At 66.3% G+C, this 14,561-nt stretch carries 16 protein-coding genes and 1 tRNA gene; 15 read left to right on the top strand and 2 right to left on the bottom strand.

All coding sequences use genetic code 11. The annotated features are described in order from the left end of the window. The first annotated feature begins 142 nt into the window (after positions 1–142). The 3 genes from rpsB to BZF57_RS14760 all read left to right on the top strand — a co-directional run bounded on the left by rpsB (position 143) and on the right by BZF57_RS14760 (position 2,333). Positions 143–925: a 30S ribosomal protein S2 gene (rpsB, locus tag BZF57_RS14770; protein WP_086739349.1), complete on the top strand. Its 783-nt coding sequence runs from the start codon at positions 143–145 to the stop codon at positions 923–925. A 129-nt stretch (positions 926–1,054) separates the two neighbouring features. Further along, positions 1,055–1,981: a translation elongation factor Ts gene (tsf, locus tag BZF57_RS14765; protein WP_086739347.1), complete on the top strand. Its 927-nt coding sequence runs from the start codon at positions 1,055–1,057 to the stop codon at positions 1,979–1,981. Between the two features lie 106 nt (positions 1,982–2,087). Next, a complete protein-coding gene (locus tag BZF57_RS14760) occupies positions 2,088–2,333 on the top strand; it encodes a hypothetical protein (protein ID WP_086739345.1) in 246 nt (81 codons plus the stop codon). Positions 2,334–2,353: 20 nt separating this feature from the next. Here the strand turns inward: BZF57_RS14760 and BZF57_RS14755 are convergent, their stop codons facing one another. After that, positions 2,354–3,196 (bottom strand): metallophosphoesterase, encoded by an 843-nt coding sequence (locus BZF57_RS14755; protein ID WP_086739343.1) that lies wholly within the window; start codon positions 3,194–3,196, stop codon positions 2,354–2,356. Positions 3,197–3,281: 85 nt separating this feature from the next. On the opposite strand from BZF57_RS14755, the gene pyrH reads away from it, so the two are divergent. From pyrH to rpmE, 11 genes are all read left to right on the top strand, one after another. Beyond that, on the top strand, positions 3,282–4,001 hold the full coding sequence (pyrH, locus tag BZF57_RS14750) for a UMP kinase (protein WP_086739341.1): 720 nt from the start codon (positions 3,282–3,284) through the stop codon (positions 3,999–4,001). 23 nt (positions 4,002–4,024) lie between these two features. Further along, complete coding sequence (gene frr / locus BZF57_RS14745) at positions 4,025–4,582, top strand: ribosome recycling factor (protein WP_086739339.1); 558 nt, start codon at positions 4,025–4,027, stop codon at positions 4,580–4,582. Between the two features lie 100 nt (positions 4,583–4,682). Then, positions 4,683–5,369: a polyprenyl diphosphate synthase gene (uppS, locus tag BZF57_RS14740; protein WP_086739337.1), complete on the top strand. Its 687-nt coding sequence runs from the start codon at positions 4,683–4,685 to the stop codon at positions 5,367–5,369. Beyond that, positions 5,356–6,129 carry a phosphatidate cytidylyltransferase gene (locus tag BZF57_RS14735; RefSeq protein ID WP_240506005.1) on the top strand — a complete coding sequence of 258 codons (774 nt, stop codon included), beginning with the start codon at positions 5,356–5,358 and terminating at the stop codon, positions 6,127–6,129. Before uppS ends, BZF57_RS14735 begins: the two co-directional genes overlap by 14 nt. Beyond that, positions 6,126–7,292 (top strand): 1-deoxy-D-xylulose-5-phosphate reductoisomerase, encoded by a 1,167-nt coding sequence (gene dxr / locus BZF57_RS14730; protein ID WP_086739333.1) that lies wholly within the window; start codon positions 6,126–6,128, stop codon positions 7,290–7,292. Before BZF57_RS14735 ends, dxr begins: the two co-directional genes overlap by 4 nt. 16 nt (positions 7,293–7,308) lie before the next feature. Further along, complete coding sequence (gene rseP / locus BZF57_RS14725; RefSeq protein ID WP_086739330.1) at positions 7,309–8,406, top strand: RIP metalloprotease RseP; 1,098 nt, start codon at positions 7,309–7,311, stop codon at positions 8,404–8,406. Positions 8,407–8,617: 211 nt separating this feature from the next. Continuing rightward, entirely contained in the window at positions 8,618–11,350 is a 2,733-nt protein-coding gene (gene bamA, locus BZF57_RS14720) for an outer membrane protein assembly factor BamA (RefSeq protein WP_086739328.1), read from the top strand. Continuing rightward, positions 11,350–12,042: an OmpH/Skp family outer membrane protein gene (locus BZF57_RS14715; protein WP_086739326.1), complete on the top strand. Its 693-nt coding sequence runs from the start codon at positions 11,350–11,352 to the stop codon at positions 12,040–12,042. The genes bamA and BZF57_RS14715 overlap by 1 nt, the downstream gene beginning before the upstream one ends. 22 nt (positions 12,043–12,064) lie before the next feature. Next, a complete protein-coding gene (gene fabZ, locus BZF57_RS14710; protein WP_086739324.1) occupies positions 12,065–12,547 on the top strand; it encodes a 3-hydroxyacyl-ACP dehydratase FabZ in 483 nt (160 codons plus the stop codon). 31 nt (positions 12,548–12,578) lie between these two features. Continuing rightward, entirely contained in the window at positions 12,579–13,139 is a 561-nt protein-coding gene (locus BZF57_RS14705) for a hypothetical protein (RefSeq protein ID WP_240506004.1), read from the top strand. Positions 13,140–13,243: 104 nt separating this feature from the next. Next, a complete protein-coding gene (gene rpmE, locus BZF57_RS14700; protein ID WP_086739320.1) occupies positions 13,244–13,468 on the top strand; it encodes a 50S ribosomal protein L31 in 225 nt (74 codons plus the stop codon). 84 nt (positions 13,469–13,552) lie between these two features. On the opposite strand, the gene BZF57_RS14695 is transcribed toward rpmE, so the two are convergent. After that, positions 13,553–14,188, bottom strand: coding sequence for a prolyl hydroxylase family protein (locus BZF57_RS14695; protein WP_086739317.1), 636 nt, complete (start codon positions 14,186–14,188; stop codon positions 13,553–13,555). A gap of 231 nt (positions 14,189–14,419) precedes the next feature. Here BZF57_RS14695 and BZF57_RS14690 point away from each other — a divergent pair. Continuing rightward, a tRNA-His gene (locus BZF57_RS14690) sits at positions 14,420–14,496 on the top strand. Positions 14,497–14,561: the final 65 nt, after the last annotated feature.

Genomic DNA, 14,561 nt, shown 5'->3' with positions numbered 1-14,561 from the left:
AAGGGCGCGCTCGCATCGCAAGGGGCATTCGGCCCGGAGCGGATGCAAATTCACATGGAAGGCGCTCATACCGGTGCCGCTCGCGGGAACTCCGCAAGCGCGGTTCCAGCCTTCCAGAGGAACAACCGGAAAGGAAATACCTATGGCGGCTCCCGTCGTCACCATGCAGCAACTGATCGAGGCCGGCGCTCACTTCGGCCACCAGACCCACCGCTGGAACCCGCGCATGAAGCCGTACATCTTCGGCGCGCGCAACGGTGTCCACATCATCGACCTGTCGCAGACCGTGCCGCTCTTCGCGCGCGCGCTCGATTTCGTCGAAGCCACCGTGCGTTCGGGCGGCAAGGTCCTGTTCGTCGGCACCAAGCGCCAGGCGCAGGAGCCGATCGCGGAAGCCGCTCGCATGTCGGGCCAGCACTTCGTCAACCACCGCTGGCTGGGCGGCATGCTCACCAACTGGAAGACCATCTCGGGTTCGATCCGTCGCCTCAAGTCGCTTGAGGAAATGCTCTCGGGCGACACCTCGGGCTTCACCAAGAAGGAAGTCCTCCAGCTCACCCGTGAGCGCGAGAAGCTGGAACTGTCGCTCGGCGGCATCCGCGACATGGGCGGCATTCCCGACGTGATGTTCGTGATCGACGCCAACAAGGAAGACCTGGCGATCAAGGAAGCCAACGTTCTCGGCATCCCCGTGATCGGCATCCTCGACACCAACGTCGATCCGAACGGCATCGCTTTCCCGGTTCCAGGCAACGACGACGCCAGCCGCGCCGTGCGCCTCTACTGCCAGGCGATCGGTGAAGCCGCGCTCGCAGGCAAGGGCAAGTTCCAGGCCGACGTGTCGAGCGATTTCGGCGCGATGGCCGAACCCCCGGCCGAAGCCGTGATCGCCGAAGAACCGGCCGCGGAAGAAACCGAAGCCTGATTTCTGCGCGAGGATGCGGCGCTCCGTTCGTCGCTTCCCCGTCACAATCCCCCTCTAGCGCGCCCGGCATTGCCTCCGTCCCCGGATGGCAGGGCCGGGCGCCCGAACACACACAAGAAGGAATTTCCCATGGCCGATATTTCCGTCGCCGACGTGAAGAAGCTGCGCGAGCGCACCGGCGCTGGCATGATGGACGCCAAGAAGGCGCTGACCGAAGCGGGCGGCGACATCGAAGCCGCGGTTGACGCCCTGCGCGCCAAGGGCCTCGCCACCGCCCAGAAGAAGTCGAGCCGCACCGCGGCCGAAGGCCTCGTCGGCGTGCTGGTCGAAGGCACGAAGGGCGTGGCCGTCGAGATCAACTCGGAAACCGACTTCGTCGCCAAGAACGACCAGTTCCAGACCTTCGTGCGCAATGCGACTGCCGTGGCGCTGTCGACCGGCACCAGCGACGTCGAAGCCCTCAAGGCCGCGGCCTATCCGGGCGGCGGCACCGTGGGTGACAAGCTGACCGAGAACGTCGCCACCATCGGCGAAAACCAGCAGATCCGCCGCATCAAGCAGGTCGCCGTGACGCAGGGCGCTGTGGTTCCCTACATCCACAACGCGGCGGCCGACGGCCTCGGCAAGATCGGCGTGCTCGTCGCGCTCGAATCGGATGCCGATGCCGACACGCTGAACGCGCTCGGCAAGGACATCGCCCAGCACGCTGCCGCGATGTTCCCGCAGGCGCTGGACGCTGACGGCCTCGACGCCGACGTGATCGAGCGCGAGCGCAAGATCGCCGCCGAAAAGGCTGCTGAAAGCGGCAAGCCCGCCGACGTGCAGGCCAAGATGGTCGAAGGCGCGGTGAAGAAGTTCGCCAAGGAAAACGCACTGCTCAGCCAGATCTTCGTCAAGGACGGCAAGGCGACGGTCGAAGAGTACATCGCCAAGGCCGCGAAGGACGCCGGCAAGTCGATCAAGCTGGTCGACTACGTGCGCTTCCAGCTCGGCGAAGGCATCGAGAAGGAAGAAGTCGACTTCGCCGCAGAAGTCGCCGCGACCCTCAAGGGCTGATCCTTCTTCCCAACGGAACGCAAAAGCGGCCGTCGCAGCCTGGTGCTGCGGCGGCCGTTTTCGTTGTTAATCGGGTGTTTGCCGGCGCGGCTTATTTCGGCTTCCGATGAAGCCGCTCCGGATCGCCACCGTCGTGACATTCGTGTTCTTCCTCTTCGCCGGCATTGCGCAGGAGGGGGCTGACCTTGGCGCCGGTGTACGGGCGCGCGGGCTGGGCGCGCTCGCCGAGGCGCTCAACCGCCTGCTGGTCGAGCCGCTGACCATGCCCGGCGCGCTGCTGGTGGTGTTCACACTTACGGCGGCGATCTGCTTCCTGTTCTCCCGCCTCGCGTCTGCCACGGACGGGCACTAGGCCCGGACAGGCCTCCCGCCTCAGCGCGGCTGCGGGCGGATCTCGATCAGCCACACCTCGGGATGGGTGAACAGCCGCAAGGGGAGCAGGCTGGTGCCGAGCCCGCCGCTGGTCACCAGCACCTTGCGATGCTGGCGCACCACCCCGCAGGCGTAGAGGTCGCCATAGTCCGACATCGTCGCGGGCGAGCCGCCCCAGGGATAGGCGATCTGGCCGCAATGGGTGTGCCCGGCGAGCACCAGCGGCACATCGACCGGCACCTGCGGGAAGATGTCGGGCGAGTGGGTCAGCACCACGCGCACACCCGGCTTGCCCGCCATCGCCGCGACGGTGGCGGGCAGATCGGCGCGGCCGGTGAAGTCATCGTCGACCCCGCCGATCACCAGCGGCCCGCGCACAAGGGCCTCGTTGCGCAGCACCGTGATCTGGGGATAGCGCACGATCTCGGCGGCGAGCTTCTCCCAGCCGAACCAGTGGTCGTGATTGCCCGGCACCAGCACCACGCCGAGCGGCGCGGACAGGCGCCCGAGCGGCGCGACCACCTCGGCGGGCGTGTAGATATGCGAGGCGGTGCGCTTCTCGCTGACGAGATCGCCGCTGATCGCCACGAGATCGGGCTTCAGCGCGTTCACCTGCGCCACGATCCGCGCGAGGCGTTCGGGCGGCATGTCGGGGCCGGCGACATGGATATCGGAGAGCAGCGCGATGGTGACGGGCGGCGATCCGGCGGGGAGGGCCGCGCTCTCCACCACCAGCCGCTCCACCGCCGGCGCGCGCATCGTGTCATGCCACGCCTTGGCGGCCACCAGCGCGGCCAGCAGCAGCACCGCGGCGAGGCTTCTGCGGATGATTGTCTTGCCCATTATCCCCGCTATCCTCTTGGCAGCACGGTGACACCCCGATAAAGGCCCCCGCTAGCCAACTCCCGCCAGAAAGTCTCCCCGCCCCATGAGCCTGCCCACCATCAAGCGCGTCCTCCTGAAACTCTCGGGCGAAGTGCTGATGGGCAACCAGCAGTTCGGGATCGACCCGGAGTTCGTCGCCGAGCTGGCCAAGGAAGTGAAGGCGGCCAAGGAAACCGGGCTCGAGGTTTGCCTCGTCATCGGCGGCGGCAACATCTTCCGCGGGATGGCGGGCGCGGCCAAGGGGATGGACCGCGCGCAGGCCGATTACATGGGGATGCTCGCGACCGTGATGAACGCGCTGGCGATGCAGAACGCGCTCGAACAGCTCGGCGTCCAGACCCGCGTGCAGTCCGCGATCGAGATGGACAAGGTGTGCGAGCCGGTGATCCGCCGCCGCGCCGAGCGTCATCTGGAGAAGGGCCGCGTGGTGATCTTCGCTGCCGGCGTCGGCGCGCCCTATTTCACCACCGACAGCGGCGCGGCCCTGAGGGCTGCCGAAATGAAGTGCGACGCGCTCCTGAAGGGCACCAGCGTCGACGGGGTCTATGACAGCGACCCCAAGCACAACCCCGATGCCGTGCGTTTCGAAACCGTGACTTATGACCGCGTGCTCGCGGACAATCTCAAGGTGATGGACGCCTCCGCTGTCGCGCTGTGCCGCGACAACAAGATCCCGATCGTGGTCTTCTCGATCCGCGAGAAGGGCAACCTTGCCCGCGTGCTGGCGGGCGAGGGCGTCCAGACCATTGTTCAAAGCAGCTAAGACAATCAGAGGGAAACCCAGCCATGCCGCAATATGACAAGGCCGATGTCGAGCGCCGGATGAAGGGCGCGGTGGAATCGCTGAAGAGCGATCTTCAGGGCCTGCGCACCGGCCGCGCCAACACCACCCTGCTCGATCCGGTGCAGGTCGAGGTCTACGGCTCGATGATGCCGCTCCAGCAGGTCGCGACCGTCTCGGCGCCCGAGCCGCGCATGCTCAGCGTGCAGGTGTGGGACAAGTCGAACCTTCACGCTGTCGAAAAGGCGATTGCCTATGCCAATCTCGGCCTGAACCCGATCATCGACGGCCAGACCCTGCGCCTGCCGATCCCCGATCTGACGCAGGAGCGCCGCAAGGAGCTGGCGAAGCTCGCCGGGCAATATGCCGAGAAGGCCAAGATCGCGATCCGCAACGTGCGCCGCGATGCAATGGAAAGCCTCAAGACCGACGAGAAGAAGAAGGAAATCTCCGAGGACGAGCGCAAGCGCGCCGAGGATCAGGTCCAGAAGCTCACCGACCAATACGTCAAGGAGACCGACGAGGCGGCCGCCAAGAAGGAACAGGAAATCCTGACGCAGTAAGGCGATTCAGAGACCCAGCACCCGTTCGTGTCGAGCGCAGTCGAGACACAGCAGCGGGCAGGGCCTCTCGACTTCGCTCGAGGCGAACGGATATTTGGGGATGGTATTGGACCAGTCGCGCGCCAGACATGTCGCCATCATCATGGATGGCAATGGCCGCTGGGCCAAGAAGCGGGCGCTGCCGCGCGCGGTGGGTCACCAGCGCGGGGTGGAGGCGGTGCGCCGTCTGGTGCGCGCGCTCGAGGGCACCGGGCTCGAGTGCCTGACGCTCTATGCCTTCTCCTCGGAAAACTGGAAGCGGCCTGACGAGGAGGTCGACGATCTGATGAACCTGATGCGCAAGTTCATCAAATCGGACCTGCCCGAATTCATCGCCAACGACGTGAAGCTCAAGATCATCGGCGACTGGCAGAGCCTCGCGCCCGATATCGTCGCGATGCTGGAGGATGCCCTCGCGCAGACCGCGAACGGCAAGCAGACGCTGGCGGTGGCGCTCAATTATGGCGGCCAGCACGAGATCGCGCGGGCGGCGGCCAAGGCTGCGGCGGGCGGGGGCGAGGTCTCGATCGACACCATCGCTGCGCATCTCGACACAGCCGACCTGCCGCCGCTCGACCTGCTGATCCGCACCAGCGGCGAGATCCGCCTGTCGAACTTCCTGCTGTGGCAGGCGGCCTATGCGGAGATGCTTTTCGTCGATACCTTGTGGCCCGATTTCGAGCCTGCGCATCTGTTGCAGGCTCTCGATGATTTTGCGCGGAGGGAGCGGCGCTATGGCGGACGATAGAGCGATGGCGCAGGCAAGCGGCGGCGTGTCCGACCTGCCGGTGCGCTTCGCGAGCGCCATCGTGATGCTGGTGCTGGCGGGCGGGGCGCTGTGGCTGGGCGGCTGGTTCTGGACCGGCTTCGTGATCCTGCTGGCGCTGGGCGTGCTGTGGGAATGGAACCGCCTGATCGAGCGCTTCGGCGTGTCGGGCGTGGCGGAGACGCTGTGGTTCTTTGCCGGCGTGATCTATGTCGGCGGGGCGGCCTATGCGATGATGGCGGTGCGGAACGGCCGGCAGGTCCTGCCGCTCGACCCCGCCTTCACGGGCTATGCCCCCCTCGTCGTGCTGGTGAGCTTCCTGCTGCCGATCGTGGCCGTGGATGTCGGTGCATACTTCGCGGGCCGCGCCATCGGCGGGCCGAAGATCGCGCCCAAGATCAGCCCCTCCAAGACCTGGGCCGGGCTGGCGGGCGGCGCGGTGCTGGCATCGCTGCTCGGGCTCGCGGTCGAGCTCACCGATTTCGGCCCCGCGGCCTATCCCGGCACCACCACGCCCGCGCTGGTGATGGCGGTGATCGGCGGCGTGCTGATCGCGGTGATCGCGCAGGCAGGCGATTTCTTCGAAAGCTGGATGAAGCGGCGCGCGGGCGTAAAGGATTCCGGCGCGCTGATCCCCGGTCACGGCGGGCTGTTCGACCGGCTCGACGGCTTCATCAGCGTGTTCTTCATGCTGTTCGTGATCGAGCAGCTGCGGCTCCTGACGGGTATGCTGGCAGGATGACGCGAAGCCTCACCCTGCTGGGCGCCACGGGATCGATCGGCGCATCGACGCTCGATCTGGTGCGGCGCAATCCCGACGACTGGCAGGTCGAGGCGCTGACCGCCCATTGCAGCGCGGGCGAACTGGCGGCGCTGGCGATCGAATTCGGCGCGAAGCTTGCGGTGGTGGGCGACGAGCGTTGCCTTCCCGAACTGCGCGAGGCGCTGGGCAATAGCGGGATTGCAGCCGCCGGCGGGCGCGCGGCGCTGGTCGAGGCGGCTGCGCGGCCTGCCGACATGACCGTCGCGGCGATCGTCGGCTGCGCTGGCCTTGCTCCCGTGATGGCGGCGGTGGAGCGCGGCGGCACCATCGCGCTCGCCAACAAGGAAGCCCTCGTTTCCGCGGGCGAGGTGCTGATGGAGGCGGTGGCACGGCACGGCGCGACGCTGCTTCCCACCGACAGCGAGCACAACGCGATCTTCCAGTGTCTCAATGGCAACCGCATCGAGGATGTGGCAAGGATCACCCTCACCGCGAGCGGCGGCCCGCTGCGCACGTGGACGCAGGCCCAGCTCGATGCCGCCACCCCCGCCGAGGCGGTCGCGCATCCCAACTGGTCGATGGGGGCCAAGATCAGCGTCGATTCCGCCACGATGATGAACAAGGGGCTCGAATATATCGAGGCCTATCACCTCTTCCCTGTCGGGCTGGAGAAGCTCGGGATCGTGGTGCATCCGCAGAGCGTGATCCACTCGATGGTCGAATTCCGCGACCGTTCGACGCTGGCGCAGCTGGGCCCTTCGGACATGCGCGTGCCGATTGCCTCGTGCCTGGCCTGGTCGCAGCGCATGGAAACGCCGCTCGCCCCGCTCGATCTGGCGGCCATCGGCGAGCTCACCTTCTTTCCGCCCGACGAGGAGCGCTTCCCTGCCACGCGGCTCGCGCGCGAGGCGATTGCGGCCGGCGGCTCGGCGCCCGCGATCCTCAATGCCGCGAACGAGGTGGCGGTCGCCGCCTTCCTCGCCGGTCAGATCACGTTCACCCGCATTGCCGCATTGGTCGAGGAGACCCTGATGCGCAGCAACGACGCCCCGCGCCCCGCGAGCCTCGATGAGGTGCTCGCCGTGGACCATTCCGCAAGGATGCAGGCACAGAGCCTGCTGGAGAACCGCGCCCTTGTTTGAGAGCCCCCCTTTCTGGATGTACGTGATCGGCTTCGCGCTGCTGCTCGGGCCGCTCGTCACCCTGCATGAACTCGGCCACCTGCTGGTCGGCCGCCTGTTCGGCGTGAAGGCGGAAGCCTTCTCGGTCGGCTTCGGCAAGGAACTGGCGGGCTTCACCGACAGGCAGGGCACGCGCTGGAAGCTCTCGGCGCTGCCGCTGGGCGGCTATGTCCAGTTCAAGGGCGACATGAACCCCGCCTCGATCCCCGATCCCCACGCGCCGGTGGAAGAGGGCAGCTTCCAGGCCGCCGCGCTGTGGAAGCGCGCGCTGATCGTGGCGGCGGGGCCGGTGAGCAATCTGCTTATCGCCATCGGCATCTTCGCGGCGTTTTTCGCGATCATCGGCAAGCCGGTGATTGCGAACGAACAGGATTCGCGCACCATCGGCGCCTTCGCCGAAGGCAGCGTGGCCGAGGCTGCGGGGCTGAAAACCGGCGATGTCGTGGTCGCGATCGACGGGCGCGAGATCCGCGATTTCACCGATCTCAAGACCAAGGTCGCGCTCCATCCGGGCAAGCGCATGGTCTTCACCGTGGAGCGCGAGGGGCAGCGGATCGACTATCCGCTCACCACCGCGCGGGTCGAGCGCAAGGACAATTTCGGCAATGTCAGCGCCGAAGGGCTGATCGGTGTGGCCCCTGCCGGCGGCAAGTACGAGCTTGAAGATGTGGGCGTTCTTGAATCGATCCCGCTCGGCGCGAGGCAGGCGTGGGATGTGACGGGGATGATGATCACCGGCATCCGCCAGATCGTCACCGGCGAACGCTCGGTCAAGGAACTGGGCGGGCCGCTCAAGATCGCCAAGTTCTCGGGCGAGCAGCTGAGCCTCGGGATGGGGGCCTTCATCCACTTTGCGGCGATGATCTCGCTTAATTTGGCATTCATCAACTTCTTGCCAATCCCCGCGCTCGATGGCGGGCATCTGATGTTCTACGCGGCCGAGGCGATCCGCCGGAAGCCGGTGGGGCCGCAGGCGACCGAGTGGGCCTATCGCACCGGCATCGCGCTGGTGCTGATGCTGATGGCGGTGGTGACGGTGAATGACATTATTTCGCTCCCCATTTTCGGCAGCTGACGGGCCGGGCGCGCAGGCCCGGCGGTGGAAACGCAGCCGCCGCACGGCGCTCGCGGCTTGATTGCGCGGGGCACATCGGGCAGAGGCGGCACGGGGCGATAGAGCACGAGCGCGCAGGGGCGCTCCGAAGGATCGGGCAGATAGGCACGTCATGGATCGCAAGGATCGTGACGCACTGGGTTGAGAACGGGATTTTAGCTGCATGAACCGAATGAGCGAGACAGGCGCGGTGCCGGTCGACTGCAACCCTGTCACCCCGCGCCCGGCGCTGCGTCTGGCGAGCCTGCTCGCCTGCGGTTCGATCCTTGCCGGCGTTCCCGCGCTGGCCGAAGCCCAGACGGCGCCTGCCGCGGGCCAGCCTGCCGCACAGCCCGCTCCTGCCGCGCCCGCGCCTGCGCCTGCCGCGACGCCGCGTGCCAGCACGATCCGCTCGATCACCGTCGTCGGCGCCGAGCGTCTCGAGGCGACCACGATCCTCAGCTACATCCGCCTGCGCGTCGGGCAGGAATACACCGCTGCCGCCGCGGACGAGGCGATCAAGGATCTGAGCGCAACCGAGCTGTTCGCCAACTATTCGATCCGCAACGACAACGGCAATGTCGTCATCAACATCACCGAGAACCCGGTGATCAACCGCATCGTTCTGGAGGGCAACAAGCGCCTCAAGAACGACAAGATCGTGCCCGAGATCAAGCTCGCGCCGCGCCAGATCTTCACCCGTTCCAAGGTGCGCGCCGACGTGTCGCGCATTCTCGAGCTCTACAAGCGCCAGGGCCGCTTCGCTGCGCAGGTCGAACCCAAGCTGGTGCAGTTGCCGCAGAACCGCGTCGACATCGTCTTCGAGATCACCGAAGGCCCCAAGTCCAAGGTCCGCCAGATCAACATTCTCGGCAACGAGAAGTTCTCCGATGGCGAGCTGCGCGGCGAGATGGTGACCAAGCAGTCGCGTCTCACCAGCTTCTTCAGCTCGAACACCAGCTACGACCCGGACCGTCTGGCCTTCGACCAGCAGAAGCTGCGCCAGTTCTACCTGACCAACGGCTATGCCGATTTCCGCGTGGTCTCCGCTGTCGCCGAGCTGACGCCCGACCAGCAGGACTTCATCATCACCTACGTCGTCGAGGAAGGCGAGCGCTACACCTTCGGCGAGGTCAAGGTCGACAGCCAGCTGCGCGACTTCGACAGCGAGGTGATGAGCACCCAGCTGCCGATGAAGGACGGCGATTTCTACAACGCCAAGACGGTCGAGGACACGGTCGAGCAGCTGACCGAGCTTGCCGGCCGCTACGGCTATGCCTTCGCCGACGTGCAGCCGCGCTTCAAGCGCGATCCCGACACGCGCAAGATGAACGTGACCTTCGTCCTGCGCGAGGCGCCGCGCGTCTATGTCGAGCGGGTCGACATCAACGGCAACACGCTGACGCAGGACAAGGTCGTGCGCCGCGAGTTCCGTCTGGCCGAGGGCGATGCCTTCAACTCGCTCGGCGTGCAGCGCACCACCGCGCGCATCAACTCGCTCGCCTATTTCCAGGAAAACTTCGAAGTGAAGCAGGTCGAAGGCAGCGCGCCCGACCGCATCATCCTCGAAGCCAACGTCGAGGAAAAGCCGACCGGCGAACTCCAGTTCTCGGCCGGTTTCTCGTCGATCGAGCAGTTCATTCTTGCGGGCTCCATCCGCCAGCGCAACTTCCGCGGGCGCGGGCAGACCATCGGCCTCAGCCTCAACTATTCGCAGTTCTCGCGCTCGGCGCAGGTGAGCTTCAGCGATCCCTATATCTTCGATCGCAACATCTCGGGCGGGATCGACATTTACCGCCGCGATTTCAACAGCTTCAACTTCACCGGCAACAACCGCAACACGACCTTCAAGCAGGCCACCACCGGCTTCTCGCTGCGGGCGGGCGTGCCGCTGACCGAATACATGTCGCTGATCGGCAGCTACACGCTGAACTACGACGACGTCTCGCTCGACCGGTCGCTGTTCTTCTCCGACCTTGACGGCAACGGCACCACCGAGTGCGATCCGCTGCGCGCCGGCCGCTTCCTGTGCGACGCGATCGGCAAGCGGCTGAGCTCGATCGTCGGCCTCAGCCTCAACTACAACTCGCTGAACTCGCGCATCCGCCCCTCGCGCGGCCGGACCGTCACGCTGAGCGCCGAATTCGCCGGTCTCGGCGGGGACGTGCGCTATGTCCGCTTCCGCGGGCGCGGCCAGCAGTTCTGGAACGTGTTCAATTCGGGCTTCATCTTCTCGGTGCTGGCCGAAGGCGGCACGATCATTCCGTTGCAGGAACGCGCCGGGGCAGGGGTCGACGACGTCCTGCTGACCGACCGCTTCTTCCTCGGCGAACCGCAGATCCGCGGCTTCGCGATCCGCGGCGTGGGCCCGCGCATCCTGACCCAGGTGTCGATCCTCGACAACCTCGGCCGTCCGGTGCTCGATGCCAACGGCAACCCGACCTTCATCACCGAGCGCCGCAATGTGCGCGATGACGCGATCGGCGGGCGCAACTACTACCTCGGCCGTGCCGAGCTCGAAATCCCGCTGGGCTCGGGCGCGCGCGAGCTGGGCCTCAGGCCCTCGATCTGGGCCGATATCGGCGCGCTGTGGGGCGTGGAAACCCCGGTGCTGACCGTGAACCCGGCCGGCACCCCGCTGCGCAACGATCAGGGCCAGGCGCTCTACCAGATCCCGGGCACCGCGGAGCTGACCACCAACGCCACCCAGCCCGACGGATCGGCCAACATCCGCCTGATCTCGCCCAACACCAACATCCGCGAGCTCTTCCTCGGGGATTCCGCCAGCCCGCGCATCACCGCCGGGATCGGGGTCAACTGGAACTCGCCCTTCGGACCTTTCCGCATCGACTTCGCCCAGACCATCCGCAAGGTCGAAGGCGACGACGAGCGGCGCTTCACCTTCAACGTAGGAACCCAATTCTGATGACCCGTTTCTCCAAGCTCATTGCGCCCGCTGGCCTGATCCTCGCCGCTGTTGCCGCACTGCCGGCCGCCGCGCAGGTGCAGGGTAACATCGCCACGGTCGATATTCCGCGCACCATCATCGGCACCACCGCCTTCCAGACCGGCTTCGAGCAGGTCAACACCACCTACGCCACCCAGGCCGAACTGCGCCGCACCAAGGCGCAGGAGCGCCAGACCATGCTCGCCAAGTTCGACAAGAACGGCGACAAGCAGGTCGACGAGGCCGAGCAGGCCGCGATGCAGAAGTCGCCCGACTTCGCCAAGCTGCAGACGCTGGATCAGGAAATCCAGGCGCTCTCGAACCAGATCGACCTCGCGCGTGTCTTCGCCGTGGAGCAGATCATCGGCCAGTATCCGACCGCGCTTCAGGAAGTTGTCGCCAAGGACAAGATCCAGATGGTGCTCGAGCCCGGCTCGCTGCTTTACGCGCCGCCGGAAGCCGACATCACCGCCAAGGTGACCGCCTCGCTCAACACCAAGGTTCCCGCTGTCGGCGTCGTGCCGCCCGCCGGTTACCAGCCGAACCGCGATGCCGTGACGATCTATCAGGAGATCGCCCAGCGTCTCGCGATCGCTGCGCAGATCCAGCAGCAGCAGGCCGCGCAGGCCCAGCAGCAGCCGGCCAACCCGGCCGCGCCGGTCGGCCGCTGATCGGCACACGGGGCACGGACAGATGAGCGACACGGGTAGCGCGGCTGCGGAAGCGCCGCTGGATTACGATATCGTCAAGATCCTCAAGGCCTTGCCGCATCGCTACCCGCTGTTGCTGGTCGACCGGGTCAAGGCGATCACGCTCGGCGAGCGGATTCACGCGGTCAAGGCCGTGAGCATGAACGAGCAGTTCTTCCAGGGGCACTTCCCCGGAGCGCCGATCATGCCCGGCGTGCTCCAGATCGAGGCGCTGGCGCAGGCCGCCGGCATCCTCGGGATCGAGACGATGGAGCTCGCCGGCACCGGCAAGCTCGTGATCTTCATGGGGATCGAGAACGCCAAGTTCCGCGCCCCCGTGACGCCCGGCTGCCTGCTCGATCTCCACGTCGAATTCACCCAGAAGCGCAGCCGCGTCTACAAGTTCAAGGGCGTGGCGAGCGTCGAGGGGAAGACGACCTGCGAGGTCGAATTCACCGCGATGATGACGGACCCGCCGTCCGCCTGAGGTTCTGTCGGGGAGGGTAAGGATGCGACGTTTGGCCAGAGGCCTCATGGGCATCGGTCTGGGCCTTGCGCTCGCAGGCGCTGTTCCGGCGCTCGCGCAGACGGCGGACAACCCCGAGATGGCGGCGATGTTCCAGGCCGACCAGGCCCAGCGCATGACCGATATAGAGGATCACGAGGCTGCTTTCGCGGCAGATACGCAGCGCCGCGTGCGGACGCGCGAGCTGCTCGCCAGCGGGGCGCTTGTCACGGCTGCGGATTTCTTCGGAGCGGCGTTCGTCTTCCAGCACGGCAACGAGCCGCGCGACTACCTGCTGGCCCATGTTCTGGCGGTCAGGGCCGCGGCACTGGGCCACAAGGACGCCGAGTGGATCGCGGCAGCGACGCTCGACCGCTATCTCCAGAGCATCGGCCAGCCGCAGGTCTACGGCACGCAGTACCGCTTCCCGGAAGAGGGCGGCGTATCGATGGAACCCTATGACCGCGCGCTGCTTGACGATGCCTTCCGCAAGGCGTCGCGGGTGGGCGATCTCGCGGCGCAGGAACGCAAGCTCGAGGAGCTGAAGGCCGCGGTCGCAGCCTCGCAGCCCTGATCGCGCAAGAGAGGTTGCATTGAGGCGCTTTCGCCACTAAGGCGCGCGCTTCCCGTTTCATAGCACCGCCGGTCGGCACCGGCGAAAGCTCGAAGGAATATGTCATGAAGACCGAAGGTCACCCCGATTACCACATGATCACGGTCAAGATGACCGATGGCACCGAATTCCAGACCCGCTCGACCTGGGGCAAGGAAGGCGACGTGCTCGCGCTCGATATCGATCCGCTGAGCCACCCCGCCTGGACCGGCGGTCGCCAGCAGGTTGCCGAAGGTGGCCGCGTGGCCGCATTCAACAAGCGCTTCGGTGGCCTCAGCCTCAAGAAGTAAGCGCGTCACAAGCTGCGCGGGCTCCGGCCCGCAACGAGGAGGGCGGCCCGACGGGGTCGCCTTTTTCGTTTGAGGCGCGCGTGCCTATCCCTGCCAGGGCTGCTCGCGGTACCACTTGGTGATCACGTATTTGACGCCCTTCCTCACCTTCATCCCGTGGTGGAGCGTCGCGTGGTTCACGCCTCCGTCGGGCAGGCGGTTGTTCCAGCACAGCAGCTTGCCCGCCTCGGGCTGGAACATCTTGTCGAGCAGCTTGAAGCGCGTCGCGCCGCCTGCGGCGACATCGTTGAGATAGACCATGAAGGTCCACGTCCGGTTGCCCGACAGCGCGCAATAGCGGTCATAATCGCGCCCGCCGGGGGTGAAATAGTCGGTGTGCGGCTTGAACTCCTGCCCCTCGGCATAGCGCTGGCCCTGGAGCGGCTCGCCATAGGCCGGATCGATTCCCGACAGCGCGGTGATCAGCGCCTCGATCCGCTGAACGGCGGGCAGGTACGCGGGCAGATCGCAGGTCTCGCTGGTTCGGAAATAGGCATCGCCATTGTCGTCGGCGATGGTCGAGGGGCGGCGGTCGGTATCGATCAGCGCGATCAGCTCGGCGGCCAGATCGGACGCGACGAATCGCTTGTGCTGGAACAGCGCGGCCTTCGCGGTCGGCACGCGCTGCACTCCGGGCTGTGCGGCAAGGCGTTCGGCAATGGAATCGCGCGGCATCGACATGGTGACCGCGAGGATAGATGCGTGCGGGCGCGAGGCAATGATTTTGGGTCCGCGTAACAATCTTGCGCAAGAATGCGCGCGGCGAAGTTTTCGCTTCCCTTGGGAAGGGCTTTGTGCAAGAGGCGCGCCTCCCTGATCAGCGCACTTGACCGTGCGGTCTGCTTGCGTAATCCGCGCTCTCTCGCACGGGCCCGCAGGCACCCGAACGGTGGTTGCGGACAGGGGCGTGTGGCGATCATAGCTCAGTTGGTTAGAGCGCCGGTTTGTGGTACCGGAGGTCACGGGTTCGAACCCCGTTGGTCGCCCCATCTTCCCCCTTTTCCCCGAGCGAAAGCACGTCCGCGCCGGATACCCGGCCGCGCAGGGGAGACGA

It is taken from the genome of Erythrobacter colymbi, from assembly GCF_002155685.1.
GTDB classification, from domain to species: Bacteria; Pseudomonadota; Alphaproteobacteria; order Sphingomonadales; family Sphingomonadaceae; genus Erythrobacter; species Erythrobacter colymbi.
Note: the sequence above shows the minus strand (reverse complement) of the source record. Positions and strands in the feature narration are given on the sequence as shown.

Bases quoted from the DNA above. Each gene is read 5' to 3' on its own strand.
- rpsB (WP_086739349.1), top strand. From the start codon at position 143: ATGGCGGCTCCCGTCGTCACCATGCAGCAACTGATCGAGGCCGGCGCT.
- tsf (WP_086739347.1), top strand. From the start codon at position 1,055: ATGGCCGATATTTCCGTCGCCGACGTGAAGAAGCTGCGCGAGCGCACC.
- BZF57_RS14760 (WP_086739345.1), top strand. From the start codon at position 2,088: ATGAAGCCGCTCCGGATCGCCACCGTCGTGACATTCGTGTTCTTCCTC.
- BZF57_RS14755 (WP_086739343.1), bottom strand. From the start codon at position 3,196: ATGGGCAAGACAATCATCCGCAGAAGCCTCGCCGCGGTGCTGCTGCTG.
- pyrH (WP_086739341.1), top strand. From the start codon at position 3,282: ATGAGCCTGCCCACCATCAAGCGCGTCCTCCTGAAACTCTCGGGCGAA.
- frr (WP_086739339.1), top strand. From the start codon at position 4,025: ATGCCGCAATATGACAAGGCCGATGTCGAGCGCCGGATGAAGGGCGCG.
- uppS (WP_086739337.1), top strand. From the start codon at position 4,683: ATGGTATTGGACCAGTCGCGCGCCAGACATGTCGCCATCATCATGGAT.
- BZF57_RS14735 (WP_240506005.1), top strand. From the start codon at position 5,356: ATGGCGGACGATAGAGCGATGGCGCAGGCAAGCGGCGGCGTGTCCGAC.
- dxr (WP_086739333.1), top strand. From the start codon at position 6,126: ATGACGCGAAGCCTCACCCTGCTGGGCGCCACGGGATCGATCGGCGCA.
- rseP (WP_086739330.1), top strand. From the start codon at position 7,309: ATGTACGTGATCGGCTTCGCGCTGCTGCTCGGGCCGCTCGTCACCCTG.
- bamA (WP_086739328.1), top strand. From the start codon at position 8,618: ATGAGCGAGACAGGCGCGGTGCCGGTCGACTGCAACCCTGTCACCCCG.
- BZF57_RS14715 (WP_086739326.1), top strand. From the start codon at position 11,350: ATGACCCGTTTCTCCAAGCTCATTGCGCCCGCTGGCCTGATCCTCGCC.
- fabZ (WP_086739324.1), top strand. From the start codon at position 12,065: ATGAGCGACACGGGTAGCGCGGCTGCGGAAGCGCCGCTGGATTACGAT.
- rpmE (WP_086739320.1), top strand. From the start codon at position 13,244: ATGAAGACCGAAGGTCACCCCGATTACCACATGATCACGGTCAAGATG.
- BZF57_RS14695 (WP_086739317.1), bottom strand. From the start codon at position 14,188: ATGTCGATGCCGCGCGATTCCATTGCCGAACGCCTTGCCGCACAGCCC.